Source organism: Streptomyces sp. SGAir0957 (assembly GCF_043523415.1).
The window spans coordinates 304,164-324,331 of the sequence record NZ_CP027293.1 but is presented as its reverse complement, the minus strand read 5'-3'; the positions used below and the strand labels follow the sequence as shown (position 1 = coordinate 324,331).

Sequence of the window (20,168 nt, the reverse complement as noted above, 5' to 3'; positions counted from 1 at the left end):
CGTAGTTGCGCTGGAGTGCACTCCAACTCCTAGGTTCGGCGCCATGCGTTACACCAAACTGGGAACGACCGGGCTGGACGTCTCCGCCATCACCCTCGGCTGCATGAGTTTCGGGGAGCCGGACCGGGGCGGCGAGCCCTGGTCGCTGGGCGCGGACGCCAGCCGGGACATCATCAAGCAGGCCCTTGAGAGCGGCGTCAACTTCCTCGACACAGCCAACGGATACAGCGCCGGAAGCAGCGAGGAGATCGTCGGCCAGGCGGTCAAGGACTTCACCCGGCGCGAGGAGGTCGTCCTCTCCACCAAGGTCTGGATGCGGATGCGCCCCGGCCCGAACGGTGCCGGGCTGTCCCGCAAGGCGATCTTCGCCGAGCTCGACGCCTCCCTGAAGCGGCTGGGGACCGACTACATCGACCTGTACCAGATTCACCGCTGGGACTACGACACCCCGATCGAGGAGACTCTTGAGGCGCTGCACGACGCGGTGAAGTCCGGGAAGGTCCGCTACATCGGAGCCTCGTCCATGTACGCCTGGCAGTTCACCAAGGCCCTGTACCTGGCCGACCTGAACGGCTGGACCCGGTTCGTGTCGATGCAGGACCACTACAACCTCATCCACCGTGAGGCGGAACGGGAGATGCTCCCGCTCTGCGCCGACCAGGGCATCGGCGTGATCCCGTGGAGCCCGCTGGCACGGGGCAGACTGACACGGGCCCGGGACGCCGCCACGGCGCGTGCCGGAACCGACGAGGGCGGCAAGATCCTCTACCGCGACGGGGACCAGGCGGTGGCCGAACGCGTCCACGAGATCGCGGCCAAGCGGGGTCTGTCCGCGGCCCAGGTCGCCCTGGCCTGGGTCATGCGCAACCCGGTGGTGACCTCGCCCATCGTCGGCGTCACCAAGCGGGCCCAGCTGGCCGAGGCGGTCGCGGCGGTGGACGTCGAACTCGACGAGGACGAGACCGCCTACCTGGAAGAGCCCTACCAGCCGCACGAGGTCGCCTACTTGGAGGAGTCCTTCTACAAGTCCCGGCCTGTGGAGGGGGCCAGGTAATCCCGCCTCTCAGTCGCCTTCCAGACGCAGTTCCAGACCAACGTCCGACGAGCACAGGTCGGCACGGACGCGCATACGCTGCCTGCTACGAGAGCAGGTGCCCGGACAGCTTCGCTGTGCGGACGTGTCGACGGCTCAGAGATCGTCCGCGCGGTACGTGACCCGGCCGTCGGCCACGGTCAACCGTACGGGCAGGGCCGGGAGTTCGAGTGCCGGTGTCATCGTCGGGTCGTCGGCGAACACCGACAGGTCGGCGCGGAAACCGACGCTGAGGCGCCCGGCGATGCGCTCCTCGCCCGCCGCGTACGCGGCGTTGACCGTCATGGCCCGCAGCGCCTCCATCCCGGTGAGGGCCTGGTCGGGGCCGTGCGGGGGTGCCGTCAGGTCGCGGCTCGGGCGGCGGTGCCGGGCGCCGGCCATGACGCCGAGCGGTGCGTACGGGGCGATCGGCCAGTCCGAGCCGAGGACGACGGTCGCTGCCGCGTCCCACAGGTCGCGGCAGCGCCACGCCCGTCCGGCCCGCTCCTCACCGAGCCGTCGCGACCAGTTGTCGGTGTGGTCGGCCCGGGTGAAGTCACAGCAGTGTGTGGGCTGCATCGAGGCGACGACGCCGAGCGCGGCGAAGCGCCGTACGGTGTCGTCCGGGACGGTCTCGATGTGTTCGACGCGGTGACGTACGCCTGTGTGGTGCGCGGCGCGCCCCGCGGCAGCCGACTGCGCCCTCTCGATCGAGTCGAGCACGTGCCGTACGGCCGCGTCGCCGATGGCGTGCGTCGCCGTCGGCACTCCTGCCCGGTGCAGTTCGCTGACGACGTGCGTGTACGCGGCCGGGTCCGGCCAGAACGCGTGCGTCGACTCGCCGTGACAGTCGGGCCGCTCCAGCCAGGCGGTGCCGTTGTCGATCGTGCCGTCCATGAACAGCTTCACACCGGCCGTGTGCCACAACTCGCCGCCCGTGCCCTGCAGTTCGACGAGTTCGCGCAGCGCATCGGCGTCGGCGCCGGGCTGGCACCAGGGCGCCACCCGCAGTCGCAGAGGGAGGTCGCCGGAGGCGTCGAGCGCGGCGTAGAGGGCGAGGCTGTCGCCGTTCGCGTCCATGGCGTGCCCGCCCGTGAGACCGGCCGCCGCCATGGCGTGCAGAGCCTGCGCCAGGCGGGCGCGGCGCTCCTCGTGCGTGGGCTGCGGTGCGGCCCGTTCGACGAGTTCGCAGGCGGCGTCCTCGAGGAGCAGTCCGGTGGGCCGGCCCTCGGCGTCGCACACCACTTCGGCGGCCTGGTCGAAGGCCCGGGGCCCGTCGACCCCGGCGAGTTCGAGGGCGCGCGGGCTCGCCACCATGGAGTGGGCGTCGAAGAGCTGGAGCAGGGCGGGGATCCCGTCGAGCACGGGCGAGAAGGCGGCGGCATCGACGGGCTGGTCGCCGAAGACGTTGGGGTCGAGCCCCCATGCGTGCAGCCATGCCCCGGGCGCGAGCGTCTGCCGGTGGCGGGCCAGTGATTCCCGTACGCCGTCGAGGTCGGTGGCGCCGGAGAGGTCGAGGCCGTGGGTGAGTTCGGCGCCGGAGACGGGGTGCAGGTGGCCGTCGACGAGTCCCGGGGTCACGACGGCACCCTTGAGGTCGATCGTGGTGGTGCCGGGCCCGGCGAGCGCGCGGACCGCCCTGTCGTCACCGAGGGCGCTGATCAGTCCGTCCGTCGCGGCGAGCGCGGTGTGGGGGAGAGCGGTGCCGGTGGCCGGGTCGAGCAGCCGGGCGTTGAGGAGGACGAGTCGGGGTTCCATGGTGTGGCTCCAGGAGTGCGTCGGCACCGGCACAGGCACCGGCACCGGCATCGTTGGCGTCGGCGTCTAGTGACGGGGTGCGAGGGCGGCGAGTTGCGATGCATGGGGGAGTGATGCGCGGGGGAGTGGTGCGCGGGGGGAGGTGGCGGCTCAGGGTTCCAGCGGGCCAAGTACCCCACGGGGCAAGCCGAGTTCGCGTTCGGCAAGGGTCACCGCCATCCTGGTGACCGCCGGGGGCAGCTGCTCCGAACCGGCGCCCGCGTCCGCGCCGAGACCGTCCAGGACGACCAGGATCTGCATCGCGACCACCTCGGGATCCGGCGTACGGAACTCCCCTCGTCCGGTGCCGTCCGCGATCAGGGCGGTGAGGCGTGCGCGCCACATCGCCTCCTGTTCGACGACGCGCTCGCGCAGCGCGGGCCGGTAGCGGCTGAGATGGCGCGCGTTGATCCACAGTCGGCTGATGTCGTCCCATGCCGGGCCCGTGGTCCGCGTGAAGAAGCGGCTGAGCCGTGCGGTCGCGGGCTCGCCAGGACCGTCCCCGGCCGCGTCCACGATTCCGGCCGCGTGCCCGGGCCCGTCCTCGGGCAGCAGCGCGTCGAGTTCGCCCGTCGCCGCGCTCCCGAACGCCTCCGCGACGAGCAGCTCCGCCGAGGGGAAGTAGTGGCTGACGAGCCCGGGACGTACCTCCAGTTCCTCGCCGATCCGCCGGAGGGTCACACACTCCAGACCTTCGGAAAGCGCAACAGAAGCGGCTCGCGCAACGATTTCCGCACGTCTGGCGGCAGGAGATTTTCGGATTCGCTTGCTCGGAACGCTTGACGGCATGAGCGGCACGTTATTGAGTGTGCGACCAATAAGCAAGCAGGCGGGTAGGACGAGCACCCCGGAGGACTCCATGGCGTCGACGCTTCCCGATCCAGGCCCGGACGCGGAGGGAATGACCGCCGCCCCGCCCGGTGACCGGCCGGGCGTCCGCACCACGGCCACCGGCGTCGAGGCCCACGGCATCGACCACATCCCCGACGCCGAGCGCCGGGGCAGACCCCGTGAGCTGTTCGCCGTCTGGGCGGCGGCCAATGTCAACTACCTGAACCTGGTGGTCGGGGGCGCCCTCGTCCTCATGGGGCTCACCCTGTGGCAGGCGCTCGCGGTGCTGGCCGTCGGCAACGCGTTCTGGACCCTGACCGGACTGCTCGCCGTCTCAGGCCCCGCCGCGGGCGCGCCCAGCGAGGTGATCACCCGGGCGCTGTTCGGCGTCCTCGGCAACCGCGTGAACAACGCCGTCACCGGCTGGATGATCTCGGTCCTCTACTTCGCGCTCAACCTGTCGGCCGCGGCCGTCGCCGCGTTCTCCCTCGTCGAGAAGGTCGGCCTCACCGCGAACACAGGTGTCAAGACCGTGGTGATCGTCGTCATCGCGGCGCTCACGCTCACCATCAGCGTCTACGGTCACGCGGTCATCGTCCGGCTGTACCCGCTGATCACGCTCGCCCTCGCCGCCACCTTCACCGCGGTCGCCGTGAGCGTCGTCCGGCACGCCGACTTCGCCTACGTCCCCGAGCACCGCCTCACCGGCGTCGACCTGTGGGCCACGGTCCTCGCCGGGATCACTCTGATCGCCTCCGGCCCGCTCTCGTACACGACGAGCGCGGACTTCTCCCGCTATCTGCCGCGCACGACGTCGAAGCGGGCGGTCCTCGGCTTCACCGCGCTCGGGGGGTTCCTGCCGAGCATGGTGGTGTGCTCGCTCGGTGCCGCCGCCGCGACCGTCGTCGACATGAGCGAACCGCAGTCCGCCCTCGAAGGCATCCTGCCGCGCTGGTTCACCCCCATCTTCCTGCTCGCCCTGGTCCTCGGCACCATCGCCATCAACGCGCTGACCGCCTACAGCGCCGGTCTCGCCCTGCAGGCCGTGGGCCTGCGCATCCGCCGCTCCGTCAGCGTCCTCTTCGACGGCACGGCGGCCGTGGCCCTCACCCTCTACGCACTGCTGGTCTCCAACTTCCTGGACACGGTCAACAACGTCCTCCAGCTCACCGTGGTCCTGCTCGGCCCCAGCACCGCGATCTACGCCACCGACATCGTCCTGCGCCGCAACCGCTACGACGGCCCCGGCCTCTGCGACGAAACCCCCGACAGCCCGTTCTGGTACCGACGGGGCGTCAACTGGGCCGGTGCGGCAGCCCTGGTCCTCGGCACCACCACAGCCGCCCTCAGCGTCGACACCCTCTATACCGGCCCGATCGCCGCGGCCGCGGGCGGCATCGATCTGGCGCTCCCGGTGGGCATGGTGGTGGCGGCCGGGTGCTACGCGCTGACGATGCGCGGGCACATACGTCCAGCCAAGGTGTGACCCCCTTCCGTAACTCCCCGCTCGGCACGCCGGGCCGCACCGAGGGCGTGCTGGAGATCCAGGTCTCGGGCGGGCTCGCGTGCTTGATCAGCCGCGCGACCGGACGCCCCAGTCCCGGACGTCCCCGTTCCGGACGCCCCCGTCTCGGACGTCCCCGTCCCGGGCGCGCTCGTCGCCCACCCGGTAGAGCACCAGGTGCTCGTGGAAGAGAACGCCGTCGCGGATGTCGCCGGTGGCGGTGAAGCCGGTGTCGTCGACGTAGTCGATGTGGTCGCCGGTCACGGTGTAGCAGCCGGTGTAGGCGCTCCGGCGGGACCCGCGGGCCTCGTCGTAGCGGCCGTTCGGCAGCAGTTCCTGGCGGATGAATCCGTCGCCGGTCACCCACATCCCGACGTGCGGATGAGGGGCGCGGGGTGTGTCGTTGCTGGTCATGGCTTCATGGTCGGCCCGGCGGCCGGTGGCAGCCAGGCCGCCGTCTCCCCAGGTGCGGGCTTCCTGGGGGCGAGGCACCCACCCGCCGTCACGAGCGGAACGGCGTGGCTGCGGCATCACCACCACGGACCATGGGCGCCGCGCACCTGGGAACAAGGCGGCCTGGTTGCCGTGGCCAGGGCGGCCAAGGCTGGGTGCCGAGCAGTACCGGCGTCTTCGACGTCGTCACGAGCTGCCCGTCCCCCTGTCCTGTGCACGGAAGAAGACCTCTCATCAACGTCAACGACACCACCCATGCCGCCGTCCTCGAAGAGCTGCGCCGTCGCCCCGCCGGTCAGCGGCGCATCCTGTTCACCGGCGCGACGATCGTCACCATGGACCCCGCCCTCGGCGTCGTCGAGGGCGGCGACCTCCTCATCGAGGGCGACACCATCACCGCCGTCGGCCATGACCTCGCCACCGGCGATGCCGTGGCCGTCGACGCCACCGGAACCATCCTCAGCCCCGGCTTCGTCGACACCCACCGGCACGCCTGGGAGACCCAACTGCGCCGGATCATGCCGGACGTCGACGACCTCGGGGGCTACGTCATGTCCACCCTGGCCGGTCACGCCCCGGTCTACCGGCCCGAGGACATGTACATCGGCACCAGACTGGCCGCCCTCACCGCGATCGACAGCGGCATCACGACCATGCTCGACTTCTCCCACAACTCCCGCACCCCCGAGCACTCCGACGCCGCCGTCGAGGCCCTGATCGACACCGGCATCCGCGGCGTGCACGCCTCCATGGGCCCGCACTTCGGCGACTGGGACCGCCAGTGGCCCGCCGATCTGACCCGCCTCAAGGACCAGTACTTCAGCAGCGACGACCAACTGCTGACCCTGCGTCTGGCAACCCTCGCCACCGCCGAGATCGCCGGACCGGCGCTCTCCTACGGTCCCGAACTGGCCCGCGTCGCCGCGGATCTGGGCATCGGCGTGAGCGTGGACGCCGTCTTCGGCACGTCCTCCTCGGAGGCGATCCTGCGCTGGGCCGACGACGGCATCCTCAGCCCCGGCGTCGCCCTCATCCACGCCACCGGACTGACCCCCGAGGCATGGAAGGCGATGGCGGACACCGGCACCACCGTGGCACTCGCCCCCACCTCCGACGCCCAGATCGGCCTGGAGACCGCCGTCCCCGCCATCGACGAGGCCCTGTCCGCCGGCATCCGCCCCGGACTGAGTATCGACGTCGAAGTCGCCCTGGCCAGCGACATGTTCACCCAGATGCGGGCCCTGCACGCCATCCAGCGGATGCGCGCGGTCAACGCCGCCCACGGCACCGATCAGCAGCCCCACCGCCGCATCACCACCCGCGACGTCCTCGACTTCGCCACCCTTCAAGGCGCCCGCACCAACGGCCTGGCCGACGCCACCGGCTCGCTCACCCCGGGAAAGAAGGCCGACCTTCTCGTCGTCCAGGCCGAGGACCTCAACAACATGCCGCTCAACGACCCGATCGGCACCGTCGTGCTGGGCTCCGACGCCCGCAACATCAGCGCCGTTCTCATCAACGGCGAGCCCCGCAAGTGGAACGGCCACGTCCTCGACGTCGACCTGGCCGCCCTGCGGGCCGAGGTCCACGCCTCGCGCGCGTACGTGCTGAACACCCCGTCGGTGTGACCATGCTCCCTCGTTGTCCCCGCGCGTCCTGGACCTGATCCGAGGGCGATGTCAGCCGGCTTCGGCGCCCTGGCGGTCGGCGCCGTCCTGCTCCTGCCGTCCCTGTGGTGGCTGAGAATCACGCAGCCGGTCACGGTGGCGTGCCGCGGTGAAGTGCAGATTTGACGGCCGCCGGCAAAGGGTCCCCGGCGCATCGACCGCAGCGGTCTTCTGTTGCGGCCCGACTCGCGCGAGACTTGTACCTTTCCGTCATATGAAGAGCCGAGGTGACGCGGGCATGGGTCCTACGGCAAGTGAAGGCGAGCCGGTCTGGTGGGATCAGCGCGCCGAACAGCGGATGAACCAGTACGCCCGGGCATATGCCCTGCAGGAGGGGGCGGCCGAGGTGCGACAGCGGGCCGCCGCGATGCGGCTGCGGGCCGCGTCGATGCGCATGCTCGCCCAGTCCATGCGTACCCGCCCCCGTACCGGCGCCGCCCCCGCCGCTGCCGAGCCGGAGGAGGGGTCGTTGGCGCGGTCGGTGCGGGACGCGGTGGTGACCGACCAGGCCAAAGGCCTCCTCGCCGCCTGCCTGCTCTGCACCCCCGGGCAGGCCCTGGCCCTCCTGCAGGAACACAGCCGCAGAGCGAACCTCCCCTGCGCGGTCATCGCCCGCCAGATCGTGCAGAACCGGGGCATTGCCTCCTAGCCCGCCCGCAAGAGCCCCGTCGACATGCGGGCGGCGGCCCCGGGTGTGGGATGCGCGGACCGCGTGGCTTCACTCGTATGAGGGCCGCCGCAGGTCCGCTCCGGTACGCCTCGTCCGCCTCTGCAACTCTGACGTGGAGTGGGGTGGTTCGAGTGATTGGGCGAGCGTTCAGAAGGGAGGCTTTCGGTGACGGAGACGACGGGGGAGACGGCCGGGGTCGTACGGCTCATCGGGATGCCCGACCTTGCGTGGACGGATCAGGCCAGTGCGGAGTTCGCCCGCGACTTCTTCGAGCTGGCCGGCATGGCAGGGATGTGTACGGAGCCGGACCCGTTCGACGCCGACCTGGAGGCCTTCGGCGACGCCGCCTCGCACGCGGTCGCCGATCTCGACGGGGAGGTGCGCCGGGGCGCCGGCGCGGCAGAGGTGCTGATGGCGATCTGCGTCTTCGTCGGCGCCCAGGGTGCGGTCTGGGCAGTGCCCAAGGTGTGCGACGCGTTGTGGGCGCCGCTGCGGCAGCGGCTGGCGGCCCTGATCGGTGCCCGCTCCTCCTCGGTCGCCGACGGTGCCCAGCCCAGTCATCGCATCACGCTGCGGACTGTTGTCGGGCCCGCCCGGTCCGTGGTGGAGGTGACGTTGGAGATCGGGCCTCAGTGCGACGCGGCCGCACTGGCCGACATCGCGGAACGTCTGCAGCGGCAGTCCCTCGCGGAGATCGGCGATCGCGACCGTCCGGGCACCGTGGTGAGCCACATCGTCGCCCAGGACGGCACTGCCGGTCAGCGCTCGGAGACAGCGCTGCCGAACGGGGACGATCACACCCCGTAGAGGCAGAACGCCGCCCAGTGGTGGGGCCGTGCATGCGGCCGTACCCGATCGGCGACGAGCGGTCCGGGGCCCGCCGATGGCCCGAACCGCGCCCGCTTGTCGGCCGCGGTCGCGTCCCGCACCATTTGCTGAGCGCGCCGGAGCGCCTCGCCGTACGGGGTGCCGTCGCCGGAGCGGGCCAGTTCGTAGAACAGCGTCATGAGCTGGACGGTGGAAGCGTCCGGGACCGACCACTGGGAGCCGATGACGCCCGGGATTCCGGCCTGCAGCAGACCGCCCGGGAGGCTCAGGGTCTCGTCGGGCGCGTCGCTGCCGGGCACGGCGGTCTCGCAGGCGGAGAGGACCGCCAGCCTGGTGCCGCGTAGGTCCGCGAAGAGGAAGTCCGCGACGGACAGCCGGTCGTCGTCAGCGAGGAGAAGGGCGCTCTCCAGGGGATGGGCCAGGTTGCTCGTGCCGTGGCAGATGAAGTGCAGATGACCGCAGTCCGCCAACGCCGCGAACACGCGCGAGCGGCTCGCTTCGTCGTGGACGAGAACCGTGTTCTGGACGCGAACCGTGTTACGGGCGAGAACCTTGTCGTGGACGGGGACCTCGTCGTGGACGGGGACCTCGTCGTGGACGGGGACCTTGTCGTGGACGGGGACCCTGTCGTGGCCGAGGTCGGCCCCCCGGCCTCGCGCGAGAACGCCGCTCGCCTCGGTCATCGCGCCGGGCAGCCGGTCCCCGCTCGTCGGCAGCGGCTCGACGACCACCAGGGTGCGCTCCTTGACCGGTTGCGAAGCGAGCTTCCGTGCGGCGATGAGCGTGCGGGCGTTCACCGCGTAGGTCAGCAGCAGATCGTCCAGGGCGTAGCGGCGGCCGGTCGGAGCGCTCGGGTCCGGCCGCCAGGCGGCGTGCAGAGGCAACAGGCCCAGGGGGCCGGTCGGGACGAGCACTGCGTGCGGGGTGCTGCCCAGCGCCTCGACGAGTGGGCCCATGGCCGCCTGCCACAGCCAGCCGGTGGCCTTCTCCAGGTGGGCCGGCCAGCGGCTGCCGGAGCGGCGGGCCGCCAGCAGACGGTGGGCGTGTGACGTCGCCTCGTCGGCGGTGAGTTCGGGCAGATCGACCGGGACAAGGGTGCCGTCGCCGTGCACGATGAGCGCGGCGCCCCCGAAGCGGGTGGCCAGCAGGTACACCAGCGGTGCCTCGGCCGCCGCGGCGACGACGGTGGGCAGGTCCGGGGCGGCGTACGGGTCCGGCAGGCCGCGCAAGGCGCCGATGCGGTCCACGAGGTCGCTGAGCTGTGCCCGCAGCCGTTCCGCCTGGACGCGGCTGGGAGTACGGCCGGACCGGGCCGCGATCAGCTCGCACCGTTCGATGTCGCGCAAGGTGCCGGTCAGCCGCTCGAACTCGTCCGCGAGATCGGCGTGACCGGCCTCGCGCAGACCGTGCACCTGGCGCGCGGCGAGCATCTCGGACAGCACGCAGGCACGACCCTCCTCGACCGTCAGTACGGCCTGCCCGTAATCACCCGCCTTGACCAGGGCGAAGGCGGCTTCGGCGCAAACGGACGCACCCGCGCGGAGCCAGCTGATCTGGTGATCGGCGTTCTGCAGACGGCGGATGCGATGGATCAGCCGGAGCGTGGTCACGTACGCGGTCGCGCTCGCGTCCCAGCGCCCTTCCGCCGCCTCCAGGATCCCCAGGTGCGAGCCTGCCCATACGGCGCTGCGCGGGTGTGGGGAGTCCATGGCTTCGACGAGCACGGGGCGCACCTGCTCGGCGGGGACACGGGCGGCGTCGGCCTCCCAGGACGTGAAGAGGGTCTGGGCGTTGGCGAACACATTCCGGTGATGCCCGGTCGCACATTCCCGCATCTGTGTGGCGAGCTCGTCGTCCGGCACACCGTCGACGGCCGCGGGACCCCGCCCGACCGTGCGGAGGACTGCCTCCAACGACTGACGCCGGTCCGACGGATCACGACACAGTGCGATCCCCTTCCGCAGAGCCGCGACGGCTGCTTGCCGGTCACCTGTGAACCCGGTGGCACGAGTGGCTTCGAAGTAGGCCTGGCCGTGCAGTTCATGCACCTTGACCAGGATGGCCGCGGGTGGCGGCGCCGACCGGTGTGGATTGTCCGGCGCCAGCGTGGCGAGGAGCGGGCCCAGGGTGAGAAACGCCCGGCCCAGGTCGGCGGGGTTGCCTTCGTGCCCGCACCGCTGCAGCAGCAGGGAGGCCAGTCGCATCGATGCCAGCCAGGGGTGCCCCGTGCCGCCGGGGCGGCACGTCAGGGCCTCGTCGGCCCACGCCACCGCCAGATCGGCATCCGCCCGGTTGCCGGTGAGGTCGGCCCTTCGCTGGTACGCGTCGGCCGCCCGGCCGAGCGCGACCGCCCGGGAGCTCGATCCGGGTGGCGCCGCGTCGATCGCCCTCCGCAGGTGGGACAGCGCCGCTCCGAGCGAGCGGAGTTCCTCCTCGGGAGGCCCGCTCAGCGCGAGGTCCGCCGCTTCCAGATGGGCGACGAACGCCGCGGGGACCGCTTCGCGCTGCGCCGCGCCTCCCTCGTCCCGGTCGGTCACCGGGCCCGTCCTGACCATGTCACGGTCGTGACCGGGGCGTCGTCCCTGAAAGTCGAGGAACTCCGAGTCGTGCATGGCGGCCCGCACGGCTGCTTTGACGCCGTTGGTGGCACAGTCCACCAGGAGTTTCCGCCGTCTGCCGAGCAGCCAGGTCTCCCGCTCGGACGCCCGGCCTCGGCCGCTGTCGCGAAGTGCGTCGAAGACCTGGATCGCGAGCGGCTGGCGCAGCAGCGCGTGGTCATGGAGCAGCGCTTCGACCTCGTCCCAGTACGACACGTGGTGGACGAGGTGGCGTACGACGTGTCTGGTGTCGTGTTCCTGGCGCTCCAGGACGGCCGCGTGCCGACGCAGCCGGGGTGCCGGATCCACCGGGCCGCCTGACGCGGACGTCACCAGGCGGGCGGGGTCCTGCGGCACGCGTCGGCCGAAGGCGGCCACGTACTCGGTGAAGTGCCCGGTGGCGATGGTGTCGTCGCGCTCGGCGAGGCCGCGCGCGAAGCTCAGCTCCATCATCACGCGCTCGACCTGTTCCCAAGATGTTTCGCAGCTGGTGTGTGCCAGCAGGAGGGCACCCCAGTGGGTCTGTCTCCGGCAGTCGGCAGGCAACTCGGCCCTGAGGATCATCTCGGCGTGGCGGGCGGCGGCGGGGCTGTTGAACTCCGGGGCCTCGGCGAGCATGGCCAGACGGTCGGCGAGTGTGGCGTCCGGGCCGCAGAAGTCTCCTGCCCAGGCGGCGAGCCGCAGCCAGTGTTCGTCGTCGGCCAACTCCCGCACGGTGCATCCGCGGCGCTGCACCTCCTGGTTCCAGACCAGGGTCTGGACGACGCCCGCGTGCACGCCGACGCTGATGCATCGACGGAGGAGGAAGATCTGCATGGTGCGGGCCACGGTGGAGCGGACGTCGCCCCGCCGACGGAACCTCTCCCTGTCCTCGGCCAGATCCCTGGCCACTGACGCGGAGACGAGCCCGGGGAACTCCGTGAACAGGTCCAGCAGCGCCGCGGCGCTCCCTACGCGGCGGTCGTCGTCGAGGGCGCGGTACATCTCGGCGTGAGCCTCGGCGTGCACGTAGACCTTGGTGTCGAAGGCGACCTCGATCCCGAACTCGCGGGCGTCCGCGAGCTGTGCCAGTCGGCAGCGGGCCTGGGCCGCGTGGACGGGATCGAACTGCTCGGTCTCGGCGCGCACGGTATGGACGAAACGCGCTGTGGCCAGCCCCACCAGTTCCGGGCGCTGGAGCAGCATGCGGCGGGCCGCCGCCTGGGAACGCGTTCGGCAGTACTCGCGGAGCAGGTCGGCCAGTTCCTCGCCGCGCTGCACATCGGCGGGGGTCGTCATGGCGCCTCCCGAGCGGGTTGCGGCGGCGGCCTTACGTGACTCACCCGGGCGACTGTAGGCGCCCGTTGCGTGTGACGAGTTCTGTGCGTCACCGCTTCCGTCGAAGGCGTGAACCCCAGCGCGAGGCTGTCGGCGGTCGGACCAGCCAGTTGGTTCGGATTGGTGGCGGCGGGGCCGGGTAGCTGCGCTGCAAGCCGTTTGCGGTGCGCCGCACGGGGTGAGTCCCGAGTTCGGCAGCGTAGCTCGGGGTGCTGTTCCCCGCGGCCGGCTCGATCAGCCGTGGGGAACAGTGCAGAGCGCGTCAGCCGCACCGGCACGCCGGTGTGTCGTGCAGGGACAATCGATCCTTCAACGGGCAACGCGAGAGGGCGCGCTGCACGCTGCGGCTGGGATTGCCGAGCGAGAGGCTGCCGTGCGCCTCGTGCATGGCCAGCCGGACGCCGTACAGGGTGTAGAGGCTTGCGTTGTCGCAGCGCGTCACGGCCGACCAGTCCACCAGGAGGTGACGGCTCCCCTCGGCCAGCACCTCGGAGATGAGGTCACAGACCTCGGTCATGCTGCCCGTGTCCAGTTCTCCGTCGAGGGTCAGCACCATGAAGTAGCCCGGTGTGTCGGGCGTGCGGGCGAGGGATATACGCCGTGCGCCCGCACGGCGATCGGAAACACTCGTCAAGGCAGACACGCCCGGACCCCCAGTCGAAGAAGCACGCTGATCGTGCCACTGGTTCGCTTCTGGTCCTCTTGGTAACGACGCGGCATCACCCGAAAGGTTCCCGCGGAGCATCGGACGCAGCCGCCTGCCTCGACCGACTGCCTCGACCGCCTGACCCGACCGCTTGCATCGACCCCGTGGCGAACGAACACGCTGCCCGTTTCTGTCCGTAACGGGAACGCCTGTAGCCAAGATGTTTGCCGTTACATACTATCTTCGACCTCGCGTAAGGTACTTGATCACTGACGACTTCCGGTGGAATCGAGCGGAACGACGGACACAACGATGCAGAGGCCCCCCACGCCCACGCGCGTCGACTCCCACGGGAACGCCCTGGCCGCTCTGCGGCGACGAGTGTTCACCGGGCGGGTCGCCGAGCTGCGGCTGCTGCGTGAGCTGTTGCTCAGCGAGGAGCGCGGCAGTTTCGTCGTGTGGCTGCACGGCATGGGCGGCCTTGGCAAGACGGCGCTGCTGCACCGCTTCGCGGACGACGTGGAGGCCCAGGGGCTGACCAGCCGCACGGTCGACCTGCGGCGCACCGAGCCGAGCCCGGAGGCCTTCCGGGCGGCCCTCGACGCGCAGGCCCCGCTGGACGAGGCGAGTGTGCTGCTGATCGATTCGGGGGAGTCGCTCGGCCCGCTGGAGCAGTGGCTGCGGGACGTCTTTTTGCCGAGTATGCCCACACATCTGCTGGTGGTCGTCGCGGGTCGGCACCCTCCTGCCGCGGAGTGGCGCACCGACGCCCAGTGGTGGCACGCGTTGCGCAGTGTGGAACTTCAGGGCATGGACGACGCCGAGGCCGCCGTGCTGCTGCGCAACCGGGATGTGCCCGAATCGGCGATCCCGGGCATCGTCCGGGCAGGATACGGGCTTCCGCTGGCGCTCGTCCTCCTCGCCGACGCCCACATAGGTCAGGAAGAGACGGCCGGACTCCCGCGCCAGTGGGAGCTGCGCGATCTGCCCGAAGTCGTACGCGAACTGCTGCGCCTCTCCCTGCGTGAACTGCCGACCCTGGCCCAGGCCGACGCTCTGCATGTTCTGGCGCTCGCCGCTGTCACCACCGAGGAACTGGTGCGCAACGCCCTGGACGTGCCGCCCACCGAGGCCCGCCAGCTCTGCCGGTGGCTGCGGGAGCTGCCGTTCGTGCGCACCACACCCGACGGTCTGGTCCCGCACGAGCTGATGCGCGAGGCGCTCGTGGCGGACCTGCGCTGGCGGGGGACCGAGGGGTTCGAGCAGCTCGTCCACCGGATCGGCGGGCACTACGCGGAGCGGCTGGCGCAGGGCACCGGCGACCGCTGGGCGTCCGGCGTCGGTCTCGCCGCCCTGGCGCGGGTCAACCGCGCGGTGCGGACGGCGACCGACTGGCGGGGCGTGGCCCGTTTCCGGCTGCGCACGGCACGCGCCGACGAGCGCGACGAGGTGCTGGAGCTGCTGCGCGCCGAGCACGGGGAGGGCGCCGCCGAGCTGGCGGCCCAGTGGTGGGACCACCAGCCCGCGGCCTTCACGGTCACGGAGGACCGGCGCCGTCTCGTCGCCGTGCTCGTCGCGCCCACGCTGGAGGGCGACGGCCCGCACATACCCGACGACCCGGTGGCGCTTGCGGCGCTCGACGCGGTGCGGGCCGGCTCCCCGCTGCGGCGCACGGAGCGGCTGCTGCTGGCGCGCTGGAGCTGCGGCAACGCACCGGCGAACCTCGCCGCGCTCGTCACCCTGTGGGCCACGACCCCTGGTATTGCCGTGAGTTGGACGGTCGCAGCGCCGGAGGACCGTGAGCTGTCCGCGCTCCTGGCGCTGTGCCGCCACCGCGCGACGCCGGTCCCCGACGGCGGGGGCGGGGCGCTCGTGTCGTATGCGCAGGACTGGCGGATCGAATCCTTTCCGTGCTGGATGGCCGCGCTGCGGACGCGGCTGCCGGCCGACGAACCGGGCGCGGCGCACGTCGCCGAGGCCGAGCCGACGCCCGCGCCCCTGCCCTGGCCCGGGTTCGCGGAGGCGGTGAAGCAGGCTTTTCGGAGTGTGGGGGCCGGGGACACCGGGGAGCTCGCCGAGAACGCGTTGCTGACCACGCGGCTCGTCCAGCCGGGGGCGGACGCGACGGCGTTGCGCACGGTCCTCGATCAGACCGTCGAGCGGCTGCGCACGGCGCCGGGGACCGCACAACTGGGCGCGGTCCTGGAGATCACGTATCTGAGCGGGCCGCGGAGCCAGCAGGCCGCCGCGAGCCGTCTCGGACTCTCCTTCAGTACGTATCGACGAAGGCTGTCGGCCGCGCTGACCAAGGCGGCCGAACTGCTGCGGGAGCGCGACCTGTACGGCGGGGTCGTGAGGTAGGGCCCGGTGGGCGGGTCCGTGCGAATTGGCTATTTCTCTGTGAGTTGAGGACATGCGGTGAGTGATTCCGAGCAGGACGACACGAAGCGACGGCAGCGGGCGCGGTTCGTCGAGGCGCTGACGACCAGTGCCCAGCAGCCGGGCGAGCGCTCCCGGGCCGGGGTGCGGATCGCGGGGGCCGTGGCGGTCCTGGCGCTGATCGCGGGCGGCACCATGGGGATCGGCGCGTGGCGCAGTCACCAGGCGGACGAGAACGCCAAGAAGGAGAAGATCGCGGCGCAGCAGGCTGCGGCGGAGCGGAAGCTGACCGAGGCGCCGAGTCCCACTCCGACGAAGACCGTGAAGCCGTCGCCGAAGGAGTCGCCCAAGCCGACGACGCAGGCGCCGCGCATCGAGCCGGTCGCCCCGCCCGTGACGCGGTCGCCGTCGCCGACGCCGACGGTCAAGAAGGAAGTGAAGAAGGCGGTCGTGCCGGCCGTCACCGACCGGTCCGGGGTGCTGCTGAAGAACGTCGCCACCGGCATGTGCGCCGATGTCCCGTACTACGGGCCCGGCAAGGTCGGCGAGCCGGTCAACCATTACTTCTGTGACGGCTCCGACGGCGACAACCAGTTGTGGAACATGCGGGTCCACGTCGGTGACACCGGCCCCGGCGGGAAGAAGCTCGTTATCTTCAGCAACGTCAAGGACGGTCTCTGCCTGGACATGCCCGACCGCGGCCCCAAGCCGGTCGGCACCACGATAAAGGAGGCCGGCTGCCACAACAGCATGGACGACAACCAGCTGTGGTGGCTGGAGCCGTCCGGCGCCGATGTCTTCAAGATCCACAACGTGCTGAGCAACGACCAGTGCCTCCAGTCGCAGGGCCAGGCCGTCAAGAAGCCGAACCAGCGGCTCATCATCGGCTCGTGCGCCGAGAGCGACGCGCGGTGGCAGTTGCTGGGCTGAGCCCACTGTCGCGGAAGGGCCCGGGAGCTGTGCTCCCGGGCCCTTCTCGCGTTCCGCCCCCCTCCCTACCGCCCGGCCCCCGGGGCGAGTGAGTCCAGCGGGTACCGTGCCCCGCCCGTGCCCTCGTAGCAGCGGTCCGCGCTGAGGCGGCCGGAGAGGCCGGGCAGTGACGTCCAGGCGTGGTCCTGGAGGGCGGCCTGGTCGGCCTGGTCCTGGAGGGCGGCGCGCAGGTCCGCCCGCAGGTCCTCGTGGGCGCGGTGGAGCCGGTCGCGGGCTGCGGTGGCGCGGGTGAGGGCCGTGGCCGCCGTGCTCCGCGTGTGTGCGGCCGAGGTCAGCGCGGTCCCGGCGGCGGTGAGCCGCGTGCCGAGGTCCTCGACCGTCGCGGCCGCGCGGTCGGCGGCCTCCCGTGCCGCGGTGGCCACGCTCCGGGCGATCCCGTCCGCCAACCGCGCCTCCCACAGCGCCTGTTGAGCGGAACCGTCCTCCGGGCCCGCGGAGGCGGCGGCCTGTTCGGCCGCTGCCAGTCGGTCGGCTGCAGCCGTCGCCTCCGCCGCCCTGAGGACCGCTTCCCGCTCCGCGTCCTCGCGTGCCGACTCGGCCTGGGCGAGGCGCTCGCCGAGCGCCTCGTGGGCCGCCCGTGCCTGCGTGAGCGCCGTCGCGGCCGCGTCATGCTCCGCGGTGGACCGACTCAACTCGGCCTGCGCGAGCGCCAGTTCACGCGCCGCTTGGTCCTCGCGCGGGCGCAGGTCCGTCGCGCGCGCCGCCGCGTCCGCCTCGGCCGCCATGGCGTCCGTCGCGGTGACGATCGCCGCGTGCAGCCGTTCCCCGGTGGCCGCCGTGGCCGGGGTCAGGTCCGCGAGACGGCCCTCCGCGGTGAACGGCCAGAACCGCAGGCCCGTCGCCCCGCGCAGCGCCAGCTCCACCGGGCGTCCGGCGGCGACGGCGGTGCGCGACCCCACGTACAGGGCGCGGGCGAGGCGCGTGGCATCCGGGTCGGGGCCGAGGTCGAGCCAGAGCTGCGCGGCGCTCTCGTCGCCGTCGAGCCCCGCCGCGAGCACGCCCGGCAGGTCGCCGACCGGGTGGCGGGCCCAGTCCCGCAGGGCCGCGTCCGGCTGCCGCGCGAGCATCGACGGCAGGTCGTAGACCCGCGAGGCGGTCCGGGGCCCGACCACGCCGTGGCCCAGGAGATCCCGCTCGAAGAGGCGGACCGTGGCGCTGCCGGTGACGTACCGGGTGCCCTCGGGCCGGTCACGGCGATCACCGCGTCCACGAGCGTCTCGTAGCTGCGGGTGTTCGTCCCCGTCTCCGCGCGGGCCGGAGCGCCGATCTTGACGCGGTCCCGCTGGGAGCCGGAGGCCGCGGCCCCTGCGGTGCCGGAGACCGGCTGACGCTGGAGCACGGGCACGGTGAGCCCGAGCAGGTGCATGTTCCGGTCGGTGCCGCTCTGCGTGAACTGATGGCCCAGACCGACCGTGTGGCCCGCCGCCGAACCGCTGGTGACGGTACGGGAAGGCAGCCGCAGCCGGTCGACGGCCATGTCCTCCGCGTCCGAGACCGGGCGCGGATTGTGCAGCGTGACCTGGAGGGCCGGTTCCTCGTCCCGCTCGCCCACCGGCCAGGCGCCGGGCATCGTCGAGGACAGGCCGCTCGCCGTGCCCGCCGGATCGATCGTGATGCGCCCGGCCTGGACCAGTTCGCCGAGCCGGGCCGCGGCCGCCTCCGGCGCGGCGTCGGCCGTCAGGCCCCAGGCGGCCGTCGTCGCGGGCGCCACCGCCTCCAGCGCCTCGGACAGCTGTCGCAGACCGTTGAACCCGGCCACCGGAGTCGGACCGGTCGGCACGAGTGGGGGACCGGCCGCGAACGGCACGTCCCCGAGGGGCAACGGCCCCTCGGACGCGGGCAGTCGGGGTCCACGTGGGTGACGCGCGGCGGCACCGGCGGCGTGTGCGGGCGGGGCTCGACGGCTTCGGAGCCGGCGAACCGCAGCGTCGCCGCCGCCGGTACGCGCACCTCCCGCGCGGGCCGCCCGCGCAGCATGCGTCCCAGGCGCTGCGCGAAGCCTCCGCCGTCCCGCTCGGTGAGCGTGAGCCAGCCCTGGTCGAGGACGCCGCCCAGCAGGTCCGGCGGCCAGTCCAGGACCAGGCTGCTGCGCACGGACCCGGTGAGGACGTAGCCCACACCGTCGAAGTCCGCCACGCGATCCGTGCGGGTCTTGAACCGGTCGTCGGCGGTGGCATCGGTGCGCACGGTCCTGCCCCGCGTCGCCGAGAGGCTCAGGACGGGACCGGTGCGGTCACTGCGGCCGGTCGCCTCGCCAGGGCGCGGGAAACGCGACAGCGGGGTCGCCGACGCCTGGAAGGTGCTGGTCAGGCCGTGTGTGTCGGCACGCCCCGCAGGTGTGTGCACCGTCGTGTGGTCCAGGCCCGTGCCCTCGCCCGCCGCCCGCCCGCGCACCTGGCGCAGGACCGGCGCGGACGCCTCCGTGCGGGCCCGCACGGTCACCTCCACGAGCCGGGTGCCGCGCGCCGTGGCATGGCGGAACCACAGGCTCATGGAGCGCCGTCCTGGCAGTGCCCGCAGCGCCGCGGGCGAGGTGAGATCGGCGATGCGGGTGGCGACGCCCGGCAGGTACGCGGAGTGCCCGGGGCGGGTCGCGCCGGGGGCCTCCCGCTCCACCAGGGCGAGCAGTTCCCGGCGCAGCCGGTCGCGGCTCTCCTGGCGTCGCACCGGGTCGTCGAGCTGGGTGACCGTGAGGACGGCGCCCGTGCCCAGCTCGCCCGTGCGGACGAACCGGTCGGGCAGCGGCAGCGTCGGCGCCGCGAGCACCGGCCGGGGCAGCCCGGGCGCTCCGGCGAACCAGCGCGCGTTGCGGGCCAGTTGTTCGGTGGAGAGGGAGAAGCGGATCGCGTCCGGGACATCGACCGCGACGGTGACCCCGGCCCGCGCACCCAGGCCCACAAGGTTGCCGAGCAGATTGCGGGTGCCCTGGCGCAGCGTCACCAGGAGCGTCGCGTCCGCCGTGACGACGTGCAGCTCACCCGATTCCGTGGGCACCCGCACGACCGAGGTGCCCGCGGACCGCTCGCCCGTACGCTCGTCCACCCGCGCACCGGTCAGGCGCCCACTGGGATTGGCCTGCGCCACCCGAGGCGGCTGTCCTCCCCGGGGTGTGGCCGGCAGGGCCCGCAGGGCGGTGACACCGCCGCCGCCCTGCTGCGTCGTGATGCGGGAACTCTGCTGCGCCGAGGCGTCCTTCGCCGACAGGTCGCTCTCGACGGAGGCCCGTACGCCGCCGTCGCCGCGCGGCCGGTGCAGATAGCCGGTGATCTCCAGCTGGAACTCCTGGTCGGCGCCGAGCCCCGGCAGCACGAGCCCCTCCACGACGTACCCGCCGTTGAGGATCTGCTGCGCGCGGGCCAGCACGCTGGAGACCCGCGTCTGCTGGAACAGGGCCTCCCCGGCGAACGCGCCGCGGCT

General features: G+C 72.3%; 13 protein-coding genes. 7 read left to right on the top strand and 6 right to left on the bottom strand.

Translation table 11 applies throughout. From position 1 onward, the window contains the following. Positions 1-43 precede the first annotated feature (43 nt). Positions 44-1,054 carry an aldo/keto reductase gene (locus C1N81_RS06850; protein WP_394427764.1) on the top strand — a complete coding sequence of 337 codons (1,011 nt, stop codon included), beginning with the start codon at positions 44-46 and terminating at the stop codon, positions 1,052-1,054. 135 nt (positions 1,055-1,189) lie between these two features. Here C1N81_RS06850 and C1N81_RS06845 read toward each other — a convergent pair whose 3' ends face one another. Beyond that, a complete protein-coding gene (locus C1N81_RS06845; protein ID WP_394427763.1) occupies positions 1,190-2,830 on the bottom strand; it encodes an amidohydrolase in 1,641 nt (546 codons plus the stop codon). Between the two features lie 150 nt (positions 2,831-2,980). Next, positions 2,981-3,658 carry a TetR/AcrR family transcriptional regulator gene (locus tag C1N81_RS06840; RefSeq protein ID WP_394427761.1) on the bottom strand — a complete coding sequence of 226 codons (678 nt, stop codon included), beginning with the start codon at positions 3,656-3,658 and terminating at the stop codon, positions 2,981-2,983. Between the two features lie 70 nt (positions 3,659-3,728). On the opposite strand from C1N81_RS06840, the gene C1N81_RS06835 reads away from it, so the two are divergent. After that, complete coding sequence (locus C1N81_RS06835) at positions 3,729-5,186, top strand: purine-cytosine permease family protein (protein WP_394427760.1); 1,458 nt, start codon at positions 3,729-3,731, stop codon at positions 5,184-5,186. 87 nt (positions 5,187-5,273) lie between these two features. Here the strand turns inward: C1N81_RS06835 and C1N81_RS06830 are convergent, their stop codons facing one another. Next, positions 5,274-5,618, bottom strand: coding sequence for an Atu4866 domain-containing protein (locus tag C1N81_RS06830; RefSeq protein WP_394427758.1), 345 nt, complete (start codon positions 5,616-5,618; stop codon positions 5,274-5,276). A gap of 272 nt (positions 5,619-5,890) precedes the next feature. Here C1N81_RS06830 and C1N81_RS06825 point away from each other — a divergent pair, with 272 nt between their 5' ends. The 3 genes from C1N81_RS06825 (at position 5,891) to C1N81_RS06815 (ending at position 8,801) form a co-directional block, all read left to right on the top strand. After that, positions 5,891-7,285 carry an amidohydrolase family protein gene (locus tag C1N81_RS06825; RefSeq protein WP_394437774.1) on the top strand — a complete coding sequence of 465 codons (1,395 nt, stop codon included), beginning with the start codon at positions 5,891-5,893 and terminating at the stop codon, positions 7,283-7,285. Positions 7,286-7,538: 253 nt separating this feature from the next. Continuing rightward, a complete protein-coding gene (locus C1N81_RS06820; RefSeq protein ID WP_394427757.1) occupies positions 7,539-7,973 on the top strand; it encodes an ANTAR domain-containing protein in 435 nt (144 codons plus the stop codon). A 186-nt stretch (positions 7,974-8,159) separates the two neighbouring features. Then, positions 8,160-8,801 carry a hypothetical protein gene (locus C1N81_RS06815; protein ID WP_394427755.1) on the top strand — a complete coding sequence of 214 codons (642 nt, stop codon included), beginning with the start codon at positions 8,160-8,162 and terminating at the stop codon, positions 8,799-8,801. Here the strand turns inward: C1N81_RS06815 and C1N81_RS06810 are convergent. After that, the gene (locus C1N81_RS06810; protein WP_394427754.1) at positions 8,789-12,697 is read right to left on the bottom strand and encodes a CHAT domain-containing protein; all 3,909 of its coding nucleotides are present in this window, start codon (positions 12,695-12,697) and stop codon (positions 8,789-8,791) included. The genes C1N81_RS06815 and C1N81_RS06810 overlap by 13 nt on opposite strands. A gap of 301 nt (positions 12,698-12,998) precedes the next feature. Next, complete coding sequence (locus tag C1N81_RS06805; RefSeq protein ID WP_394427753.1) at positions 12,999-13,292, bottom strand: STAS domain-containing protein; 294 nt, start codon at positions 13,290-13,292, stop codon at positions 12,999-13,001. A 402-nt stretch (positions 13,293-13,694) separates the two neighbouring features. Between C1N81_RS06805 and C1N81_RS06800 the strand changes: the two genes are divergently transcribed. Both C1N81_RS06800 and C1N81_RS06795 read left to right on the top strand, forming a co-directional pair. Continuing rightward, on the top strand, positions 13,695-15,743 hold the full coding sequence (locus C1N81_RS06800) for a hypothetical protein (protein ID WP_394427751.1): 2,049 nt from the start codon (positions 13,695-13,697) through the stop codon (positions 15,741-15,743). A 57-nt stretch (positions 15,744-15,800) separates the two neighbouring features. After that, positions 15,801-16,691 (top strand): ricin-type beta-trefoil lectin domain protein, encoded by an 891-nt coding sequence (locus C1N81_RS06795; protein WP_394427750.1) that lies wholly within the window; start codon positions 15,801-15,803, stop codon positions 16,689-16,691. 65 nt (positions 16,692-16,756) lie between these two features. Here the strand turns inward: C1N81_RS06795 and C1N81_RS06790 are convergent, their stop codons facing one another. Then, positions 16,757-17,863: a hypothetical protein gene (locus tag C1N81_RS06790; protein WP_394427748.1), complete on the bottom strand. Its 1,107-nt coding sequence runs from the start codon at positions 17,861-17,863 to the stop codon at positions 16,757-16,759. Positions 17,864-20,168 lie beyond the last annotated feature (2,305 nt).